13 protein-coding genes are annotated in these 18,452 nt (G+C 62.3%); 7 read left to right on the top strand and 6 right to left on the bottom strand.

What is annotated here, in order from left to right:
- The first annotated feature begins 27 nt into the window (after window positions 1–27).
- The 4 genes from ACFSNN_RS07945 to ACFSNN_RS07930 all read left to right on the top strand — a co-directional run bounded on the left by ACFSNN_RS07945 (window position 28) and on the right by ACFSNN_RS07930 (window position 5,513).
- Entirely contained in the window at window positions 28–1,596 is a 1,569-nt protein-coding gene (locus tag ACFSNN_RS07945; RefSeq protein WP_134459199.1) for a DUF3138 family protein, read from the top strand.
- A 71-nt stretch (window positions 1,597–1,667) separates the two neighbouring features.
- Window positions 1,668–2,960, top strand: coding sequence for an NAD(P)/FAD-dependent oxidoreductase (locus ACFSNN_RS07940; RefSeq protein ID WP_134459201.1), 1,293 nt, complete (start codon window positions 1,668–1,670; stop codon window positions 2,958–2,960).
- Window positions 2,960–4,300 (top strand): NAD(P)/FAD-dependent oxidoreductase, encoded by a 1,341-nt coding sequence (locus ACFSNN_RS07935; protein WP_134459203.1) that lies wholly within the window; start codon window positions 2,960–2,962, stop codon window positions 4,298–4,300. Before ACFSNN_RS07940 ends, ACFSNN_RS07935 begins: the two co-directional genes overlap by 1 nt.
- A gap of 202 nt (window positions 4,301–4,502) precedes the next feature.
- Window positions 4,503–5,513: a DUF2891 domain-containing protein gene (locus ACFSNN_RS07930; RefSeq protein ID WP_134459205.1), complete on the top strand. Its 1,011-nt coding sequence runs from the start codon at window positions 4,503–4,505 to the stop codon at window positions 5,511–5,513.
- 198 nt (window positions 5,514–5,711) lie between these two features.
- On the opposite strand, the gene ACFSNN_RS07925 is transcribed toward ACFSNN_RS07930, so the two are convergent.
- The gene (locus ACFSNN_RS07925; protein WP_012426540.1) at window positions 5,712–6,137 is read right to left on the bottom strand and encodes a PRC-barrel domain-containing protein; all 426 of its coding nucleotides are present in this window, start codon (window positions 6,135–6,137) and stop codon (window positions 5,712–5,714) included.
- Window positions 6,138–6,365: 228 nt separating this feature from the next.
- Here ACFSNN_RS07925 and ACFSNN_RS07920 point away from each other — a divergent pair, with 228 nt between their 5' ends.
- Window positions 6,366–8,741 carry a DNA polymerase II gene (locus ACFSNN_RS07920; protein WP_134459207.1) on the top strand — a complete coding sequence of 792 codons (2,376 nt, stop codon included), beginning with the start codon at window positions 6,366–6,368 and terminating at the stop codon, window positions 8,739–8,741.
- A 77-nt stretch (window positions 8,742–8,818) separates the two neighbouring features.
- Here the strand turns inward: ACFSNN_RS07920 and ACFSNN_RS07915 are convergent, their stop codons facing one another.
- Genes ACFSNN_RS07915 through ACFSNN_RS07900 form a run of 4 tightly spaced genes read right to left on the bottom strand, consistent with a single transcriptional unit; the run spans window position 8,819 to window position 13,921 of the window.
- A complete protein-coding gene (locus ACFSNN_RS07915) occupies window positions 8,819–10,087 on the bottom strand; it encodes an MFS transporter (RefSeq protein ID WP_134459209.1) in 1,269 nt (422 codons plus the stop codon).
- 1 nt (window position 10,088) lies between these two features.
- Window positions 10,089–10,643: a GAF domain-containing protein gene (locus tag ACFSNN_RS07910; RefSeq protein ID WP_134465456.1), complete on the bottom strand. Its 555-nt coding sequence runs from the start codon at window positions 10,641–10,643 to the stop codon at window positions 10,089–10,091.
- A 32-nt stretch (window positions 10,644–10,675) separates the two neighbouring features.
- Window positions 10,676–12,088 (bottom strand): MFS transporter, encoded by a 1,413-nt coding sequence (locus ACFSNN_RS07905; protein WP_134459211.1) that lies wholly within the window; start codon window positions 12,086–12,088, stop codon window positions 10,676–10,678.
- A 48-nt stretch (window positions 12,089–12,136) separates the two neighbouring features.
- Window positions 12,137–13,921: a gamma-glutamyltransferase family protein gene (locus ACFSNN_RS07900; RefSeq protein ID WP_134459213.1), complete on the bottom strand. Its 1,785-nt coding sequence runs from the start codon at window positions 13,919–13,921 to the stop codon at window positions 12,137–12,139.
- Between the two features lie 224 nt (window positions 13,922–14,145).
- On the opposite strand from ACFSNN_RS07900, the gene ACFSNN_RS07895 reads away from it, so the two are divergent.
- Window positions 14,146–14,802: a FadR/GntR family transcriptional regulator gene (locus tag ACFSNN_RS07895; protein WP_134459215.1), complete on the top strand. Its 657-nt coding sequence runs from the start codon at window positions 14,146–14,148 to the stop codon at window positions 14,800–14,802.
- 167 nt (window positions 14,803–14,969) lie between these two features.
- Window positions 14,970–16,901: an SMP-30/gluconolactonase/LRE family protein gene (locus tag ACFSNN_RS07890; protein WP_134459217.1), complete on the top strand. Its 1,932-nt coding sequence runs from the start codon at window positions 14,970–14,972 to the stop codon at window positions 16,899–16,901.
- A gap of 40 nt (window positions 16,902–16,941) precedes the next feature.
- Here the strand turns inward: ACFSNN_RS07890 and ACFSNN_RS07885 are convergent, their stop codons facing one another.
- A complete protein-coding gene (locus tag ACFSNN_RS07885) occupies window positions 16,942–18,408 on the bottom strand; it encodes an MFS transporter (protein WP_134459219.1) in 1,467 nt (488 codons plus the stop codon).
- Window positions 18,409–18,452: the final 44 nt, after the last annotated feature.

Raw genomic sequence — 18,452 nt, 5'->3', positions numbered from 1 at the left:
GCAATACGACCAATAAGGAGAATTTGAATGAGAAAGAAGCTCATCTGTCTGTTGGTGGCGGGGAGTCTGCCTGGCATGGCCATGGCGGATGCCACCAGCGACCAGATCAAGGCGCTCCAGGCCCAGCTCAATGCACTGCAAAAGGAGGTCAAGCAGCTGCGGGCAGAAGTCGCCACCAAGCCGAAGGCAGCCACGGCGGCGACAGCGGCCGCTGCCCCGGCGATAGTGGCCGCGCCGATGGACGTCTCCTCGCCTGATTACGGCAAGGCTCAGGCGACGCTGACCAACGACGACGTGACGGCGATGAAGCAACAGATCGCCAATCAGCAGTTGAAGGTCGATTCGCTCGAAGACGCGGCGCAGACCGGGCCGATCGCCGGTTTGTCGGTAACGGGTTATATCGACCCGACATACCTGTATAACCGTGCACAGAGCAGCTCGTCGTTCCTGTTCGCGAACCACGAAAGCAGCTATAACTACTTCAACAGCACGTTCGGCGATCTGTACCTCGACATCAAGAAGACCTTCGGTGTCGGCCCGATGGCGCCGTCGGCTGAAATCACGTTGATGCCCAACCGCGGCAACGGCATTACGCTGCTGCAGAACTCGCACGGCGATATCGGCAACAACATCCTGAACACGGCCGTGGTGAATGTGCCGTTGACGGCAACCACGACACTCGTGGCCGGTTTGATTCCGAGCTTCGGCGGCTATGAAGTGCAGCAGTCGAATCAGATGCTCACGCTCACGCACAACCTGCTGTACGACTTCTCGGATCCGGGCAGCTACATCGGGATCGGCGCGAACTACACGGCCGGCAACTGGGCGTGGAAGTTCTTCCTCGGCAACGAGCAGTACCGCACGTTCGGCGCAGTCACGCAGACGGGCACGAACGCGCTGGGCGATCCGATCACGACCAGCAACAAGATTCCGACGTTCACGGCTCGCACCGATTACACGTGGTCGAGCGCACTCGATCTCGGCGCGTCGATCAACATCGGCCGTCAGACCTTGCCTAGCTCGATCGACGCCAACGGCGCGGTCAGTTACGGCGTAGGCGGCCAGGCGCCGAGTTCGGGCGGTACGTTCTTCTTCACCGAAGCCGACCTGACCTACACGCTCGCCGACGTGCAATACAACGCCGAACTCGACTACGGCCAGCAGCAGAACGCCGCGTACAACGGCGGCCAGGCTCAGTGGTACGGTCTGTCGCTGCTCGCGCACCGCAAGTTCAATCTGCCGGTGGTGGGCCGCATGGGCGCGACGGTGCGTTATGACCTGCTGGTCGACAGCAAGAACGGCGGCGGCGGTGGCGGCATTGCGTTGAACGGCAACGGCATGGACACGGCGAACGGCTTCGGTATCGGCGCGGATTGTCTCGCCAATTCGCAGGCGAACGGTGGCCTCGGTTTCGAATGCAAGGGCGCGACCCGTCAGGACGTTTCGCTCGACCTGCTGTTCTATCCGACCCAGCAGATCACGGTCAAGGTGGAATACCGCCACGACTGGGCCAACAAGCAGGTGTTCCTGAAGAACGACGGTTCGTATGGCAAGTCCAACGACCTGCTCGCGACCCAGTTCATCTACTCGTTCTAATCTGTTTTGCCGGCGCGTGGCCTTGCTATCGAAAAGGCCACGCGCGCAGGCTCTTTCTGCATGCTCTGCCTATGCTCCGATTCTCGAACCAGCCTCACGTCGCCTCGTACTACGCCGCCACTGCCAACGACAGCACCCGCCATCCCGCGCTCGACGAAACGATCAGCGTGGACGTTTGCGTGATCGGCGCGGGACTGACCGGCATTTCCACGGCGCTCAATCTTGCTGAACGCGGCCATTCGGTCGCGGTGCTCGAAGCATCGAAAGTCGGCTGGGCGGCGAGCGGCCGCAACGGCGGCCAGTTGATCGGCGGCTTCGCGTGCGATATCGATACGTTCGCAAAGTACTTGCCCGCGGACGACGTGAAGCGTGTTTGGGACATGGGGATCGAAACCCTCGATATCGTCAAGGAACGCGTCGCGAAGCATCAGATCGATTGCGATCTGACCATCGGCTATCTGACCGCGGCGAATAAGCCGCGCGATACCGACGCACTGCAAAAATGGCGTGACGAAGCGCAACGGCGCTTCGGCTACGACCGCTTCAGTTATGTCGATGCGGACAGCGTCGGCAACTATGTTCAATCGCAGCGCTACCTGGGCGGCCTGTTCGACGCCGACAGCGGCCATCTGCATCCGTTGAATTACACGCTGGGCCTGGCGCGCGCGGCGCGCGAAGCGGGTGTGCAGATTTTCGAGGACAGTTGCGTCACGGCCTTGCGTGAAGAAAACGGCCGACATGTGGCTGAAACCGCACGCGGGCGGGTGCAGGCACGCTTCGTCGTGCTCGCCTGCAATACTTATCTCGGTCAGCTCGCGCCGGACGTGGCGAACAAGATCATGCCGGTCGGCACCTACGTGATCGCCACCGAACCGCTCGACCCCGATCGCGCCGAAGCGCTGATGCCCGCCAAAGCCGCCGTGTGCGACAGCCGCTTCGTGCTGGATTACTTCCGCCCGGCGCCCGATCACCGCCTGCTGTGGGGCGGCAAAGTGAGTTACTCGAAGCTCGCGCCGCGCAACCTCGGCGAAGCAATGCGCCGCGATATGCTGAAGACTTTCCCGCAACTGGACGACGTCAAGATCGACTATGCGTGGGGCGGTTTCGTCGACATCACCATGAACCGCGCGCCGCATTTCGGCCGGCTCTCGCCGACCGTTTATTTCGCGCAAGGGTTCTCGGGGCACGGCGTGAATACCACCGGTCTCGCGGGCAAACTGATCGCCGAAGCGATCGACGGCCAGGCGTCGCGCTTCGATCTGTTCGGCAAGATCCGTCACCGCGACTTCCCGGGCGGCGCTACACTGCGCACCCCTGCCCTCGTACTCGCGATGGCCTGGTATCGAATGAAGGACCTGCTTTGATGAATGCTCCGACTCCCGGCCTCAATGCGCCCAACACGCTTAACACGCTCGACCGCCGTGCCGATGCGCTGATCGCTAACTCCTACTACGAAGCGAGCGCGACCCGCCCGCTCGCCGACGACCCCGAGCTCGACGGTACGCTCGAAGCCGACGTATGCGTGATCGGCGCGGGCTTTTCAGGTTTGTCGGTGGCGCTGGAGTGCCGGGCGCGCGGCTTGTCGGTGGTCGTGCTCGATGCGCATCGGCCCGGTTGGGGCGCGTCGGGCCGCAACGGCGGCCAAACGCTGGTGGGTTTCGCGAAAGACGAGATCATGGAACGCCAGCTCGGTCTCGACGGCGCGCGGGCCGCGTGGGCGATGTCGGTGGAAGGTGTTTCGTTAGTGCGCGAGCGTATCGAACGCTACGGCATCGATTGCGATTTCACGTCCGGCTATCTGACCGTGGCCACCAAACCAAAACGCGTGCCCGATTTGCGTTCGTGGATGGAGTCGGCATCGCAACGATGGGGCTATTCGAAACTCTCGTGGCTCGATACGGACGAGGTCCGTTCGCGCGTCGCTTCAAAACGCTATCTGGCCGGGGTCTACGATCCGTTTTCCGGCCATCTGCATCCGCTCAAGTACTGTCTAGGTCTCGCCGACGCTGCGCGCCGCGAAGGCGCGCAGCTGTTCGCGCATTCGCCGGTGATCGAGGTCGTGCGGGGCGCGCGGCCTGTCGTGCGTACCGCTCGCGGCGAAGTGCGCTGCCGTTTCGTCGCGGCTTGCGGCAATGCCACGATCGGCGATGTACTGCCCGCAGCGGTGGCCGCGCGAATCGCGCCGATCGCATCGTACATCGTTGCGACGGAGCCGCTCGGCAAGGAGCGCGCGGATGCATTGATCAAAGGCCGCGAGGCGATTTGCGACAACAACTTCTTCCTCGACTATTTCCGCTTGTCGGCGGACCATCGCGTGCTGTTCGGCGGGCGCGCGAGTTCGACCGGTGCTTCGCCGGTACAGCTCGGCGAAGAGATTCGCCAGCGCATGATCGGCGTATTCCCGCAACTCGGTGACGTGAAAATCGACTATGCGTGGGGCGGATTTGTCGACGTGACGCGCAATCGCGCGCCCGATTTCGGATCGATCGATCCGAATTACTACTATGTACAGGGGTTTTCGGGGCACGGCGTCGCATTGACCGGTATTGCCGGGCGCGTGGTGGCTCAAGCAATGGCCGGTGAGACGAAAGCCTTCGATCTGTTCGCGCGGTTGCGGCACGCGCGCTTTCCTGGCGGCCCGGCGTTGCGCGGACCGGCGCTGGAATTGGGGATGATGTATCACCGGATTCTGGAGATGTTTTAAGCGTCACCGGCAGGCCGTGCGGCTTTTACGCCGCCCCGGCAACCGCGACGACACCCATCCTCAATATCATGCCGACAGCGCTGCTGTAACGTCGTAACGAGGCACGGCGCAATCCGGTCGCACATGCCCACTGCTTTACTATTGGTGGCCCTCAACAGCATACTGTCATACTTATTCGTATGCCGCTTTTGAGGAGACGCCGATGACCACTCAACTCACTCGCGAATTCGCGTCGAAATTCGCCAACCTGGCCCTTGCCCATCTCACGCGCGAATACCCGAACAAGCTGACGCATTCGCTCGCCGGGCCGCAAGACGTGCAAGGCCCGCGTGCGCTGCATCCAATTTTTTACGGCAGCTACGACTGGCACTCGTGCGTGCACGGCTACTGGTTGATTTTGCATCTACTCGACCGTTTTCCCGATCTGCCTGAAGCGACGCGCATCGTCGCGGTGGTCGACGAGCATTTCACCGCGGCTAATGTGGCCGGTGAAGTCGCGTATCTCGAACTGCCGCACAACCGTGGTTTCGAGCGTCCGTATGGCTGGGCCTGGCTGCTCGCGCTGAGCGCGCAACTCAGTTCGCTGAAGCTCTCGGAAGCCGCGCGCTGGTCGAAAACCTTTGCGCCGCTTACCGAACTGTTTGTCGAGCGCTTCGAGGACTTTCTGCCGAAAGCTACCTACCCGCTGCGCGTGGGCACGCACTTCAACATGGCCTTCGCATTGGCGTTGACGCTGGATTTCGCGCGGCAAACATCGCGTGATTCGCTGGAAGCACTGGTCGTGAATACCGCGGAACGCTGGTTTGTGAACGACGTCGCGTGTCAGGCATGGGAGCCTGCCGGCGACGAATTCCTCTCGCCTTCGCTCATGGAAGCCGAGCTCATGCGCCGCGTATTGCCGCCGGCCCAGTTCGTCGACTGGTTCGGCCGCTTTCTGCCGGATCTCGGCGCGAAAAAGCCCGCTACGCTGTTCGAACCCGTCACCGTGACGGATCGCACCGACGGCAAGATCGCGCATCTGGACGGCCTGAATCTCAGCCGCGCATGGTGCCAGCGTTCACTCGCGCGCGCCCTGCCCGCAGGCGATATTCGCCGGACGGTTCTATTCGACGCAGCCGAGCGGCATCTGCAAACCGCACTGCCGCACGTGGCCGGCGACTATATGGGCGAGCACTGGCTCGGCACATTCGCCACGCTTGCGTTGGAAGCTTGAATGAAGGCCTGATTCGAGACCTGGAATCGAACTCGACCGGCGGCATGGTCGACTGAAAAATACGAAAGCGGCGCCGCACGCGCGAATCGGTTTTTCAAACCAACCGATTCACGCTGCGAGCGCCGCTTTTCCACTATTGCGTCAATGCAGAGCCGCTTCTTGCGGCTCAACCAGCGACGCTGCGCCGGCTTCCCGCATTTACTGCCCCGTCAGCTTTTTAGGCTTTGGCGGCGCCTGAACCTTGTTGTACTGGAACTCGGGCGTTGCCTTCAAGGCATCTTTGGTAGCGCCCGCCAGATAGAAATTCCCCTCGCGGATGTCCAGCGCCGCGATAGGCACCGCCACGTCGTGCGATGCCACGCCCAGGAAGCCGCCTGCGGAGACGATGGCCGCGGACAGCGAGCCGTCCGGCGCGATCACCAGATCGCGGACCGTGCCGATTTTCGCGTTCTGGTCGTTGTAGACCGACTTGCCGAGAATGCTCTTCTTCACACTCCAGCCGCTCAGCAGCGCATTCGACTGCTCGACCGTGACGCTCAGCGGTTGCGTGCCGGCGACTTGCGCCTGTGCACCAAGGCTGGTTGCAGCTACCGCGACGACAACAACAAGTTTGCCCAAAGTCATATCGCTTACTCCGTTATTAGTAGACTTGACCGGCGCGTGGCCCGCGCCGTATGGAATCGCTGCACCACGATCATACAGACTGCGCGGCGCGGTTGCATCCAGCGTGCCGGAAGGTCGCACGCGCACATCGACGAGCCTACGCCACGATGCTCGGTGACGACGTCACCGGCCGTAGCGCATGGCGGTAAAATCGCGCAGGGCGATCACGCCGGTTTTAGAGGTGGCAGTTTGACTGAGCTTGAACAGGGTTTCATCTTGACCCGGCATTGGCGGGACACGCCCGCCGGCACCGAAGTCGATTTCTGGCTGGCCACGGACGGCGGGCCCCGGCACGTGCGCTTGCGCCCTCAGCCTTCGGTGGCGTTCATTCCCGCCGAACATCGCGAGCGCGCCGAGACGATTCTGCGCCGCGAAGCGCCGCTCGATCTGCGAGCGCTCGATCTGTGCGACTTTCAGCATCGGCCGGTCATGGGACTTTACTGCCCGCAGTACCGGCAATTGACGGGCTTCGAGAAACGCCTGAAGCAAGGCGGCGTCGACGTCTACGAAGCCGATGTCTTTCCCCCCGAACGCTACATGATGGAGCGCTTTATCACGGCGCCGGTATGGTTCAGCGGCGAAGCGCAGAGCACCGGAAAGAGCGGCCCGCTCGTGAACAGCGAACTTAAGCCGGCCGCCGGCTATCGCCCGCCCTTGAAACTGGTGTCGCTCGATATCGAAACCAGCGCTCACGCCGAGTTGTATTCGATCGCCCTAGAAGGTTGCGGACAGCGTCAGGTATATATGCTCGGGCCGCCGAATGGCGAGGCTGGCACGCTCGACTTCGACCTCGAATACTGCGAAACCCGCGCACAGTTGCTGGAAAAACTGAACGCGTGGCTCGAGCGGCACGATCCCGATGCGATCATCGGCTGGAATCTGGTGCAGTTCGATCTGCGTGTGCTGCAGCAGCATGCCGAACAATATCGCGTACCGCTGCGGCTCGGCCGTGGCGGCGCCGTGATGGAATGGCGCGAGCATGGGCTCAAGCAGAACCACTTCTTTGCCGGCGCCGCGGGGCGCTTGATTATCGACGGCATCGAGGCGCTGCGCTCGGCGACCTGGAGTTTCCCCTCGTTCAGTCTCGAATATGTCTCGCGCACGGTGCTGGGCGAAGGCAAGGCGATCGACAATCCGTATCAGCGCATGGATGAAATCCAGCGCCGCTTCGACGAGGACAAGCCCGCGCTCGCGCACTACAACCTCAAAGACTGCGAACTGGTCACGCGCATCTTCGCTAAAACGGAGCTGCTGCCGTTCCTGCTGGAACGCGCGAGCGTGACCGGTTTGCCGGCGGATCGCAGCGGCGGATCGGTGGCGGCGTTCACGCATCTGTATATGCCGCGCATGCATCGGCAAGGCTATGTCGCGCCCAATCTCGGCGATGTGGCCGGCGCCGCGAGCCCCGGCGGTTTCGTCATGGATTCGCGCCCCGGTCTCTATGATTCCGTGCTCGTGCTGGACTACAAGAGCCTGTATCCGTCCATCATCCGCACGTTTCTGATCGACCCTGTCGGTCTTGTCGAAGGCATGCGCAATCCCGCCGACGATCAATCGGTTCCAGGCTTTCTCGGCGCGCGCTTTTCACGCACGCGCCATTGTTTGCCGTCGATCGTCGGGCAAGTGTGGCAAGGCCGCGAAACGGCCAAACGCGAAAACAACAAGCCGCTTTCGCAGGCATTGAAGATCATCATGAACGCCTTTTACGGCGTATTGGGATCGACCGGGTGCCGCTTCTTCGATCCGCGTCTCGCCTCGTCGATCACCATGCGCGGCCACGAAATCATGCATGCCACACGCGAACTGATTCAAGGCGAAGGCTATGAGGTCATATACGGCGACACGGATTCGACCTTCGTGTGGCTGAAACACGCGCACAGCGAGGAAGACGCGAGCCGCATCGGCCGCGCGCTGGTCGAGCATATCAACGCGTGGTGGCGGCAGAATCTGCAGGAAAGATTCGGGCTCGACAGCGCGCTCGAACTGCAATTCGAGCGGCACTACCGGCGCTTCTTCATGCCGACGATTCGCGGCGCCGAGGAAGGCAGCAAGAAACGCTACGCGGGCCTCACCGTTTTGCCGGACGGCAGCGAAGACATCGTCTATAAGGGACTCGAAACGGTACGCACCGACTGGACGCCGCTCGCGCAGCAGTTTCAGCAGGAACTGTATCGGCGCATCTTCACGCAGCAACCGTATCAGGATTACGTGCGCGACTATGTGCGCGACACGCTCGACGGCAAGCTCGACGATCAGCTCGTCTATCGCAAGCGGCTGCGCCGCCCACTCGAAGAATACGAGCGCAACGTGCCGCCGCATGTGCGCGCGGCGCGTGTGGCGGACGAGTTCAACCGGCGGCAAGGGCGCCCGCTGCAATACCAGAACGGCGGCTGGATCAGCTATGTGATGACGGTTGCCGGACCCGAGCCGCTGGAGACGCTGCGCTCGGCAATCGATTACGAACATTATCTGACGCGTCAATTGCAGCCCGTCGCCGACGCTATCCTGCCGCTCCTGCGCGACGATTTCACGACCTTGATGTCAGGGCAGAAGCAGTTGTTCTGAGGCAGTGCCAGCATCGGGCGTATCGACGACGCACAGCAAAGGTCGCGCATGAGAAACGCATTAGCACCTGCCGCGACTCACGGCGTGGATGGCCGGTCCGTGTCGTACAGGCGGTCCGGAATAAACAGCGCGGTCACGCCGCTCAGGAAGAACACCGCGCCGACCACGAGAAAGCCCATACCGATGGAAAACTGCGTGGCCAGAAAACCGATCACGATAGGCGCCGCCCCCGAACAGAAGCGCCCGAGATTATAAGACCCGCCCACCGCCGTGCCGCGGATGGAAGTGGCGAAACTTTCGGACATGAACGTGCCGATCGTGCCCAGTGGTACGCCGTACAGGAACCCGAAGAACAGCATGAGAACGGCAATGTTCTCCCGCGTGTGCCAGAAGATGATCACCGGCAGAAAGAGCGCGGCGCCCACGCAGCCGAGCACATACACGCCGCGCCGGCTCCAGCGGTCGCCCAGCCAGCCGGCGAAGATCTTGCCGATGAACGCCACGACGTAGGTTCCGATCATGTACCCGGTCAGCGAGCTGAACTTGATATGCAGCTCTTTTTCGAGGTACGTCGGCAGCCAGTTATTCAGGCCGTAGAAACCAGAAAGAATGAAAACCGAGGCCAGCGTCCACAGGATAAACAGAGTACGCGTCTGTCGATTGCTGAAAATCACGTGGTAGCGGCTGTCGCGCCAGCGGCGCTGGCTCGTGCGCTCGATCGCCTGGCTCGCCCGCCAGCTAGCCGGCTCGGGCACCGCGAACTTGATCGCCAGAGCAAACACCACGGGTATCGCCGACACGTAGTACAGCGTGCGCCAGCCGTAGTGCGGCAAAATCCAGCTGCTCAGCGCAATGACCACGATATAGCCGGCCGAAATGCCGGTCTGCAAGGCGCCCAGAATCAGCGAGCGCCGCTCCGTGGGCACGTATTCGGCCACGAGTGTCGTGACCAGCACCATGGAGCCGATGCCCAACGAACCGATGAAGCGGACAATCGCGAACTCCACAAAACTGTGCGTGAGTCCGAGCAGCCCCGCGCCGAGCGAAAAGAGCGCCAACGCCCAGACCACCACCCTCACCCGCCCTATGCGATCGCTCGCCCAGCCGCCGAGAATCCCGCCGACTGCCATGCCGAGCAACGTCAGGCTACCCAATGCGCCCGCCTGGACATTGCTCAGTCCGAAGTCGTCCTTGATGCGCGTCAGCGTGAGGCCGTACATCATGACGTCCGCGCCATCGGCCATGAGCGCAAGATAACCGAGGATGAAAACAAGCAGCCAGCGGCCTTGCGAGACGGAAGTCTGGCTCGCCGGCGACGCCGTCGCAACGCGTTGGGTAGTGGTCATGTCAGAGCGGAGTCAAACTGCTGGCGGTTACCGGTTGGCGCGAAACGAGAGCGGGAGCCAGGAAGGAACCAATCAGCAATCCCAACTCTTCATGCCGCCTCGTGTACCACCTCTCCTGATGCGTCAGGTTCATCGTGCCGATGCACACGCCGTCGTACGCGATCGGAATGTTCAGTATCGATCCGAGGCCCATGCCGGTCATCACCGTGTGATCGTCGAACGCTTCGCGGATGCCTTGCGGGGTTTCCGCGCGAAAGGGCTCGAGCTCGAGCAGGATCTGTTTGGCCCACGGCGTGCCGTGCTTTTTCTTGCGCCCGCCAACCGGATAGACGTCGGGCATGTTCGTATAGACGCGCTCCACCTCCTGGTTTTGCGCGTCGTAGGACATGATCGTGAAAAGGCTGAAGCCGATTGCGCTTGCCGCCACGTCATGAACCGCACGGAAAATCGCCATTGGCTGACCCGTGAGCCGCATGGCCTTGGCAAGCTGTTCAAGGTTCGACATATCCAGCGCTTGCGAAATGGGCGGCGCAGTTTCGATCCGGATGCCTTGCATGGTCTGTGTGGGAAAGTTAGCGATCACGGCATTCAGCCGTGTATTTCGGTGGAACTGAGCGGGCCTCGAACATCTTGCGTGCGACCGAATTCCTCGGCCTCGATGTCTTCGAGCGAGCGGTTGCGAGTCTCGATACCCAGGAAGAACACCACGCAGGCCCCGATCAGCAGAACCGTCGTGGTCATCGCGAACACGCCGAGGAAGCCGAGCGCGGGATAGACGAGGCCGACCAGAATGGGCGCGCTCACCGAGCCGATGCGGCCGAACGATGACGACGAGCCGGTGCCGGTCGTGCGCACCGCGGTCGGGAATACTTCGGGGGTGTACGCATACACGCCTGCGAACGCACCGTTCATGAAAAACGACAGGCAGATGCCCGCGACCATGATCCCGATTCCCGTGTGAGAGAACGCAAGCGCGATTGCCGCTATGCCGCCCAACAACATGTATGAGGCGACCACCGCCTTGCGCCCGATCCGTTCATTGAGCCATGCAGCCGAGAAATACCCCGGAATCTGCGCGCCATAGATCGCGATCGAATAGCCGAAGCTCTTCGTCATGGTGAGCCCTTCTTTGAGGAGCAGGCTCGGAATCCAGGAGAAGAACGAGTAATACGCGAAGGCGACCGAGAACCACATCAGCCAGCTGACCGCCGTGGTGCGCGCGAGTCGCGGCGACCATAACGTGAGCACGTTCTGCAGCGCGCTGCCGCTGGCGCGTGCCGACGCGGGAAGCACGCCGACGGAGCCGACCGGCGGAAGATGAATGCCCCGGCCGGCAAACCACGACTCGATCGTGCTGACGATCCGGTTCGCTTCGTCCGTGCGGCCCTGGCTTTCGAGCCAGCGCGGCGACTCGGGCAGCGTTCTGCGCCACCAGAGCAGCATGACGACCGGCAACGAAGTCACCACGGCCAGGTAGCGCCAGCCGTCGACATAATTTCGCACCACGACGAAGCCGAGGATGGACGAACTCAGATAGCCGAACGACATGAAGCCGACCAGCGCTCCGCAAAACATTCCTCTGTAGCGGCGCGGCACGAATTCCGCGAGGAATGGCGCGATCACCACGGTCTCCGCGCCGGAACCGAATCCCGCGACGATGCGCAGCGCGAAGAACGTGTGCCAGTCCGTCGCGGCCGCACTCGCGAGCGACGCGACACAGTAGATGGCCAGCGCTGTCATCATGATGCGGCGACGGCCGATCAGATCGGCGAATACGCCTGACAGGAACGCGCCGAAGAAGTACCCGATATAGGTGCTACTTGCGACGAGCCCAGTTTCGGCGCTGCTCAGATGCCATAGCTTGCTCACGACCGGCAGCAGAAACGCGAGCGACGATGAATCGAGTCCATCGAACAGATACCCCAAGCCACCGATGAGCAGGAGTTTGCGGTGAAAGCCCGATAACGGAAGTCTTTCAAGACGAGCGGCTACGGCAGACACGGTAACTTTCTCCCTGAAGGAATGGACACGATTTCCGCCATGCCGAGGTTATCGCCCGACCGCGTAGGCCTGCATCTGGCGAGGCGTCGCCGCGCCGCGCATCAGACCGTTTCTGATTCCGACTGCGCAGACGCGCCCGAGCGACCAGGGTTCGGCCACCGTCAGGTCGTGGCCGCGCGCGCGCAGTTCGGCCAGGGTGCTTTCCGGAAAACGCGACTCGGCGGACATCTTGCCGAGATGCATCGCGCGCGGGTAGAACGAACCCGGAAAATGCGCGGTCTGGAACGACGGCGAATCCGCGGCCGCCTGAAAATTCATGCCGGCGTGCACGTGTTTGAGGAAGAGCTGGATCGACCATTGATCCTGCTGGTCGCCGCCGGGCGTGCCGAATGCCGCATAGGGCTTGCCCGCGCGAGTGACCAGCGTGGGCGAAAGCGTCGTGCGCGGACGGCGACCCGGCCCGAGCGATGACGGCAAGCCCTCTTCCATCCAGAACATCTGCGCGCGCGTGGTCACGTTGAAGCCGAGGCCGGGCACCGCCGGCGACGCCTGCAGCCAGCCGCCCGAAGGCGTGGCCGACACCATGTTGCCCCAGCGGTCGACCACGTCGAGATGCACCGTATCGCCGCGCAGTTCGGGCAACGCCGCGAAGGTCGGTTCGCCCTGGCCGAAGCCGCCGGACTGCTCCTTGCCGGCCATCGCCATGATGCGCGCGGCGCGGCGCTCGCTGTCGCCGAACGTGCCGGGACGGAATTCGAGCGAGGCCCGGAGCGGGTCGATCAGCCGGCGACGTTCGCCGTTATAGGCGTCGCTCAGCAGCATATCCATGGGGACGTGCGCGAACGCTGGGTCGCCGTAGAACACCTCGCGGTCGGCGAACGCGAGCTTCGAGCACTCGATGATCGTATGCACGAAATCCGGTCCCATTGGGTCCATGGCCGCGAGATCGAAGCCCTTGAGCAGCGCGAGCTGCTGCAGGAACATCGGCCCCTGGCCCCACGGGCCGGTCTTGTGGACACGAAGGTCGCCATAGTCGTACGAAACGGGGTCTTCGTAGGACGGTTCCCAGCGCGCGAGATCGCCGGCGTCGAGCAGGCCGCGGTTGCGCTGACCCGAGGTGTCGAGAACGGCTGTCGAACCGAAATACTGGTCGATGGCATCGGCCACGAAGCCGCGATAAAAAACCTCACGGGCGCGTTCGCACTGTTCGCTGCGGTCACGTCGGGTATTCGCTTCTCGCAGAATGCGCTTATACGTGTTCGCAATGGCCGGATTGGCGAAGAGCTGGTTCGGCATCGGTGCGTCGCCGTCGCGCAGCCATTGCTCGGCCGAAGTCGTCCATTCGGCCCGGAAGAAATCCTTGATGGCAAGGATCGATGAGGTCATGCGCGGCAGCACCGGGTAGCCGTTTTCCGCATAACCGATTGCGTAGCTCAGCACGTCTTCGAGCGGCAACTGGCCGTAATCGCGCAGCATGGCCATCCACCCGCCAAACGCGCCGGGCACGACGGCCGGCAGCAGTCCGGTACCCGGCACGACTTCCAGGCCTAACTTGCGCATGCGCTCGATGGTCATGCTCGCGGGCGTTACGCCCTGCCCGCACAGCACGCGCACGCGGTCTTCGCGCGCGCTGTAGAACACGACCGGCAGTTCGCCGCCCGGACCGTTCAGATGCGGCTCGACGATCTGCAGAACAAAACCGGCGGCGGCGGCGGCATCGAATGCGTTACCGCCTTTCTCGAGCACGGCCATGGCCGACGCGCTAGCCAGCCAGTGCGTGGAAGCCACCATGCCGAATGTGCCGATCAGTTCCGGGCGGGTGGTGAACGACATGCGCTGCTCCTTTTGCAATCGTGGGCGACTGGCGGCTGAACCAATCACGATAGGTACGAGTTGATCATCAGCAACGATACTGCCAGAGCCGATGAATTTCACATGATGCTAACCCGAAATATCCTTGCGATATACCGGGTCAAAATATTTTCTGGAAACTGCGCGCCACATTGCGTCAATTCTGCTACCGTTGGAACCAATAAACATTGGTTCGGTCGAGAAAAATGGAACAGACAGCATTGGAAGGGTTGCTCGGCTATATCGCCCTCCATCAACTCAAGGACGGCGACGCGCTGCCGCCCGAACGAAAGTTGGCCGAAGACCTCGGCGTCAGTAGAAGGGAACTGCGCTCGGTGCTGGCTTCGCTGGAGGCGTCGGGCCGGGTGTGGCGCGGTGTCGGGCGCGGCACTTATCTGGGCGCGCGGCCGCTGAAGTTCGGCCCCACGCTGCGAGGACTGCGCGCGGGAACCAGCCCGGCGGACATCGCCGAAATGCGGCTGCTGTTCGAGCCCGCTCTTGCGGAACTCGCCGCGACCAAAGCGAGCCGGGACGATCTGCTGGAACTGGAAAAGTGCGCGCGCAAAAATGCCGCTGCGAAGAACGACGAAGAGTGGCAGCAATGGGATCATCGCTTTCACTTACTGATTGGGCAGGCCACTCGCAATCCCGCACTCATCGCGCTCATGGAAGTCATCAACAGCATGCGCGTCAAACCGGACGTACGTGAAAAGACGGTGGCCCAGGAGACCCGGCAGTATTTCGCCCAGCAGCATCAGGCTGTCGTCAATGCGATGAAAGCGCGCGATGGAGAGACAGCGGCTCGCTGCATGCGCGAGCATCTGCTGAGCGTTCAAGGGCGGGCATCGGGCAAGGCGAATTGATTTTCGTGAAGACCCCGGCAGTCAGAACTTCAACCCCGCGCGCGCCGTTTCGATCTTGAGTCCATCCGCAATTTGACCTAGAAAGGAGGAGGCGCAAATGTGCCCGTTATTCGTATTGAATTAAACGAGTCACATCAATCATCGCTACGCTCAGGAGAGCATCAGTCATGGTCGCAAGAAAACGAATTCATGCTGCGCTCCTCGTCGCGATGATCGCCGCGATTGCGTCGGCCTGTCAGGCGCAAAACACCACTGATTGGCTCGCGAACACCTATGGCACTCTCGCCACTCATGTCGGCAACGCCGCGCGTTCCATGTGGGTCGCACCCGAAGGCGTCATCTACACGGCCTCCATGTGGGACGAGTACGAAGGCGGCGTCGCGATTTATCAGAATCACCGGAGCGCCGGTTCCATCGGCGCGCATGGCGAATTTCAGGGCAGCGCCATCACGGGTAATGTCAAATCGATTTTCGTGGCGTTGCAATACAGCGCGTCATACGGAAGCGGCGCGGTGGGACGATACAACCGCACCACCGGCGCTCGCGATCTTTTCATTCAGGTCACGGCGTCGAAGCACCAGCCGCGCGTCGACGTCGTCACCGGACTCGCCACGGCGGGCTCGCTGCTTTATGCGAGCGACATCGACGGCAATCGCGTGCGGATCTTCACCACCGACGGTGTCTGGCAGAGAGACATCAACGTCCAGAGCCCAGGGGCGCTTGCCGTGGATGGCGCCGGCAACGTCTGGGTCGCGCAGAAGAGCGCGGGCACGATCGTCGAGTTCAGTCCAACCGGGGCGCTGCTGAATACCATTCAGATGCCTGGCGGATCGCAGCCGTCGGCGCTCTATTTCGATGCGTCGTCGGAACAACTCATGGTGGGCGATGAAGGGCCCGACATGAACATCAAGCGCTACACGCTATCGGGTACGCCGACGCTGGCTGGCACGTTCGGCATTCAGGGCGGTTATCTCGACACCACCACCGGCATCAAAGGCCAGGTCGGTGCGAAGCGCTTCACACGCATCGCAGGCATCGGCAAGGACACCGCGGGCAACCTCTATGTGCTCAACAACCCGTGGGGCGGAAGCTGGGACCTTGGCCGCAACGGCGGCACCGACATTCATGCGTATAGCAGCGCCGGCAACCTGCAATGGACGCTGCGGTCCCTCAACCTCGAGGGCGACGCCGTACCGGACCCGCTCACGGACGGCACGATGTTCTATGGCGGCACCAACATCTACAGCGGCAGCGCAGGCGGCGCCTTCGTCGCGAACACCGTCGATCCGTTCGCCTATCCGTCGGACCCGCGCATCGACATGAACGATACTTCTCGGGACGAGCACTTCGCTCACCTGGCCACGGTCGGCGCCAACCGGATTCTCGTGGCGTCCGGCCAGAATCCCGATGTCTACTACTTCTTCCATTTCAACGCAGCGAACGGCTACATCGCGATACCGGACGCCACGCTTCCCGGCGCGGCGTTTAAAACCACCGCCCTGGTCAGGGACGGGTTCTGCATCGACAGCAAGGGCGGCGTGTGGGCCGGTCTGGACAAGACAGGCTACATCTATCACTACCCGCTGACCGGCTTCGACGCCAGCGGCAAGCCGACCTGGGGAGCCGGCATACCGATCCGCATTCCCGCGAGCATCCAGCCGCTGACGCGCATCCTCTACCTCGCGGACAGTGACACGATGATTCTCGGACAGGGCGTTGTCGGGAGTACGGATTGGACCGGGATAGGCACGCGGATCGAGGTGTATCACGGCTGGAGCGCGGGCAATACCACGAAACCCAATCCGGTGATCAACCTGACCCACGCCGGCGCCAAGTCGATCGACGCGGCCGGCCGCTATCTTTTCGTGGGCTACTGGTTCGGCAGCGGGCCAGCGTTGCCGGACATCGACGCGTTCAATCTCGCCACAGGCAACCTCGACGCAACGCTGGTCAACACCAGCCCGCGTACCGTGGACGCCAGCAGCGCGATCGATGCGATGTACAGCGTCAAGGCCTACCTTCGATCGACCGGCGAGTACGTGGTCACGAAGAACAACGTCAAGGGCTCCAGCATTACTGTTTTTCGCTGGACGCCGTGACCGCGTATAAAGACGTCAATCCTTACGAGCGTGAGGTTGCCTACCGCGAGATTTTTTCCAGCTCGATGCCCTTCGTGCGCGGTCCCATCAAGCCGATTGCCAGCATGACGATCAGCATCGCTCCAGCAATAAAGACGAACACCCCAGTGGTGCCAAACTGCTTCAACACGGCGGCAATCAGAAACGCCGTGAAGATCGCCGAAAAACGGCTCCACGAATAAACGAAGCCCACCGCGCGCGCCCGAATGCTGGTCGGAAAAAGCTCGGTCTGATAAGCATGGTAGCTGTACGAAATAATGTTGCCCGCGAGCGTCAGACACACACCGAGACTCACCAGCAACACCGCGCCCGACGCCTGGCTGAACCACAAGCCGCAGACGATATTCACACCCGCCATCACCACGATCACTGTCTTGCGCTCGAAGCGGTCGCCGATGATAAGTCCGATCAGCGGACCGACTGGCGCAGCCAATGCGATCACGCTCGAATACATCAGGCTCGTGGTGATCGTAATGCCCTGCTTGATCAGCAGCGTGGGCACCCAGTTCGCAAAGCCGTAGAAGCCCACGGTCTGGAAGATATTGAAGATCGTCATCATCAGCGTGCGGTTGCGATACGGCGGCACCCACATATCGCGGAAGCTGCCGCGCGGCGCGACCGCCACCGGCGGCGCGGGCGGCGGCAACTCGCGGCCGTATTCGCGGCGCACGTTCGCTTCGAGCGCCGTCATCACGCGGTCGGCTTCGGCAAGCCGTCCTTGCTGTGCGAGCCAGCGCGGGCTTTCCGGCAAGGCTCGACGAATCCACCATACGAACAGCGCGCCATGTGCGCCGATCAGCACGACCCAGCGCCAACCGTCGAGACCAAGCAATGTGCGCGGCACCAGCAGATACGACAGGAACGCCACCACCGGCACAGCCGTAAAACCGACCGCCTGCTCGCACGCGAACGCGCGGCCGCGAATCTGCTTGGGCACGAGTTCGGAGATGTACGTGCCGATCGTCACCAGTTCAACGCCGATGCCGACCCCTGCCACGAAGCGCCAGAAGTTCAACCCGGTCGCCGTTTCCTGAAACGCCATCACCACATTGGCCGCCGTGTACCACAGCAGCGAATACGTGAACACGGCGCGGCGTCCGAAGCGATCCGCGAGAAAGCCGCACGCGATCGTGCCGATAAAGAGACCGCTGAACAGCGCCGCGATGAAACTCGCGACACCGGTCGAGCCGAACAGGCCGTGCGTGGTCGCGCTCAGCAGACCGCTTTTGACGAGGCCCGGCGCGACATACCCGGAGTACAGCAGATCGTAGAGTTCGAAGAAGAAGCCGAGGCTCAGCAACACCACCAGCTTCCAGACGGAACGCGTGGCCGGCAGCCGGTCGAGGCGCGCGGAAATGCTGCCGGCGTCGAGCGGCGCGGCCGCGGCGGTGCGATTGACGGTGCTGTCGGAATGCGCCGCGCCGCCGCTTTGCTTCGCGACGGACCCGGCGTGATCGGGGGATGCCATGTTGTTTGTCTCCTGGTGATACTCGCGAAACGATAGGGCTCGCT

Origin of the sequence: Paraburkholderia dipogonis, from assembly GCF_042680985.1 — a bacterium.
Lineage (GTDB): Bacteria > Pseudomonadota > Gammaproteobacteria > Burkholderiales > Burkholderiaceae > Paraburkholderia > Paraburkholderia phytofirmans.
This window is presented reverse-complemented; position numbering and strand designations above follow the sequence as displayed.

Bases quoted from the DNA above. Each gene is read 5' to 3' on its own strand.
- ACFSNN_RS07945 (WP_134459199.1), top strand. From the start codon at position 28: ATGAGAAAGAAGCTCATCTGTCTGTTGGTGGCGGGGAGTCTGCCTGGC.
- ACFSNN_RS07940 (WP_134459201.1), top strand. From the start codon at position 1,668: ATGCTCCGATTCTCGAACCAGCCTCACGTCGCCTCGTACTACGCCGCC.
- ACFSNN_RS07935 (WP_134459203.1), top strand. From the start codon at position 2,960: ATGAATGCTCCGACTCCCGGCCTCAATGCGCCCAACACGCTTAACACG.
- ACFSNN_RS07930 (WP_134459205.1), top strand. From the start codon at position 4,503: ATGACCACTCAACTCACTCGCGAATTCGCGTCGAAATTCGCCAACCTG.
- ACFSNN_RS07925 (WP_012426540.1), bottom strand. From the start codon at position 6,137: ATGACTTTGGGCAAACTTGTTGTTGTCGTCGCGGTAGCTGCAACCAGC.
- ACFSNN_RS07915 (WP_134459209.1), bottom strand. From the start codon at position 10,087: ATGACCACTACCCAACGCGTTGCGACGGCGTCGCCGGCGAGCCAGACT.
- ACFSNN_RS07910 (WP_134465456.1), bottom strand. From the start codon at position 10,643: ATGCAAGGCATCCGGATCGAAACTGCGCCGCCCATTTCGCAAGCGCTG.
- ACFSNN_RS07900 (WP_134459213.1), bottom strand. From the start codon at position 13,921: ATGTCGTTCACCACCCGCCCGGAACTGATCGGCACATTCGGCATGGTG.
- ACFSNN_RS07895 (WP_134459215.1), top strand. From the start codon at position 14,146: ATGGAACAGACAGCATTGGAAGGGTTGCTCGGCTATATCGCCCTCCAT.
- ACFSNN_RS07890 (WP_134459217.1), top strand. From the start codon at position 14,970: ATGGTCGCAAGAAAACGAATTCATGCTGCGCTCCTCGTCGCGATGATC.
- ACFSNN_RS07885 (WP_134459219.1), bottom strand. From the start codon at position 18,408: ATGGCATCCCCCGATCACGCCGGGTCCGTCGCGAAGCAAAGCGGCGGC.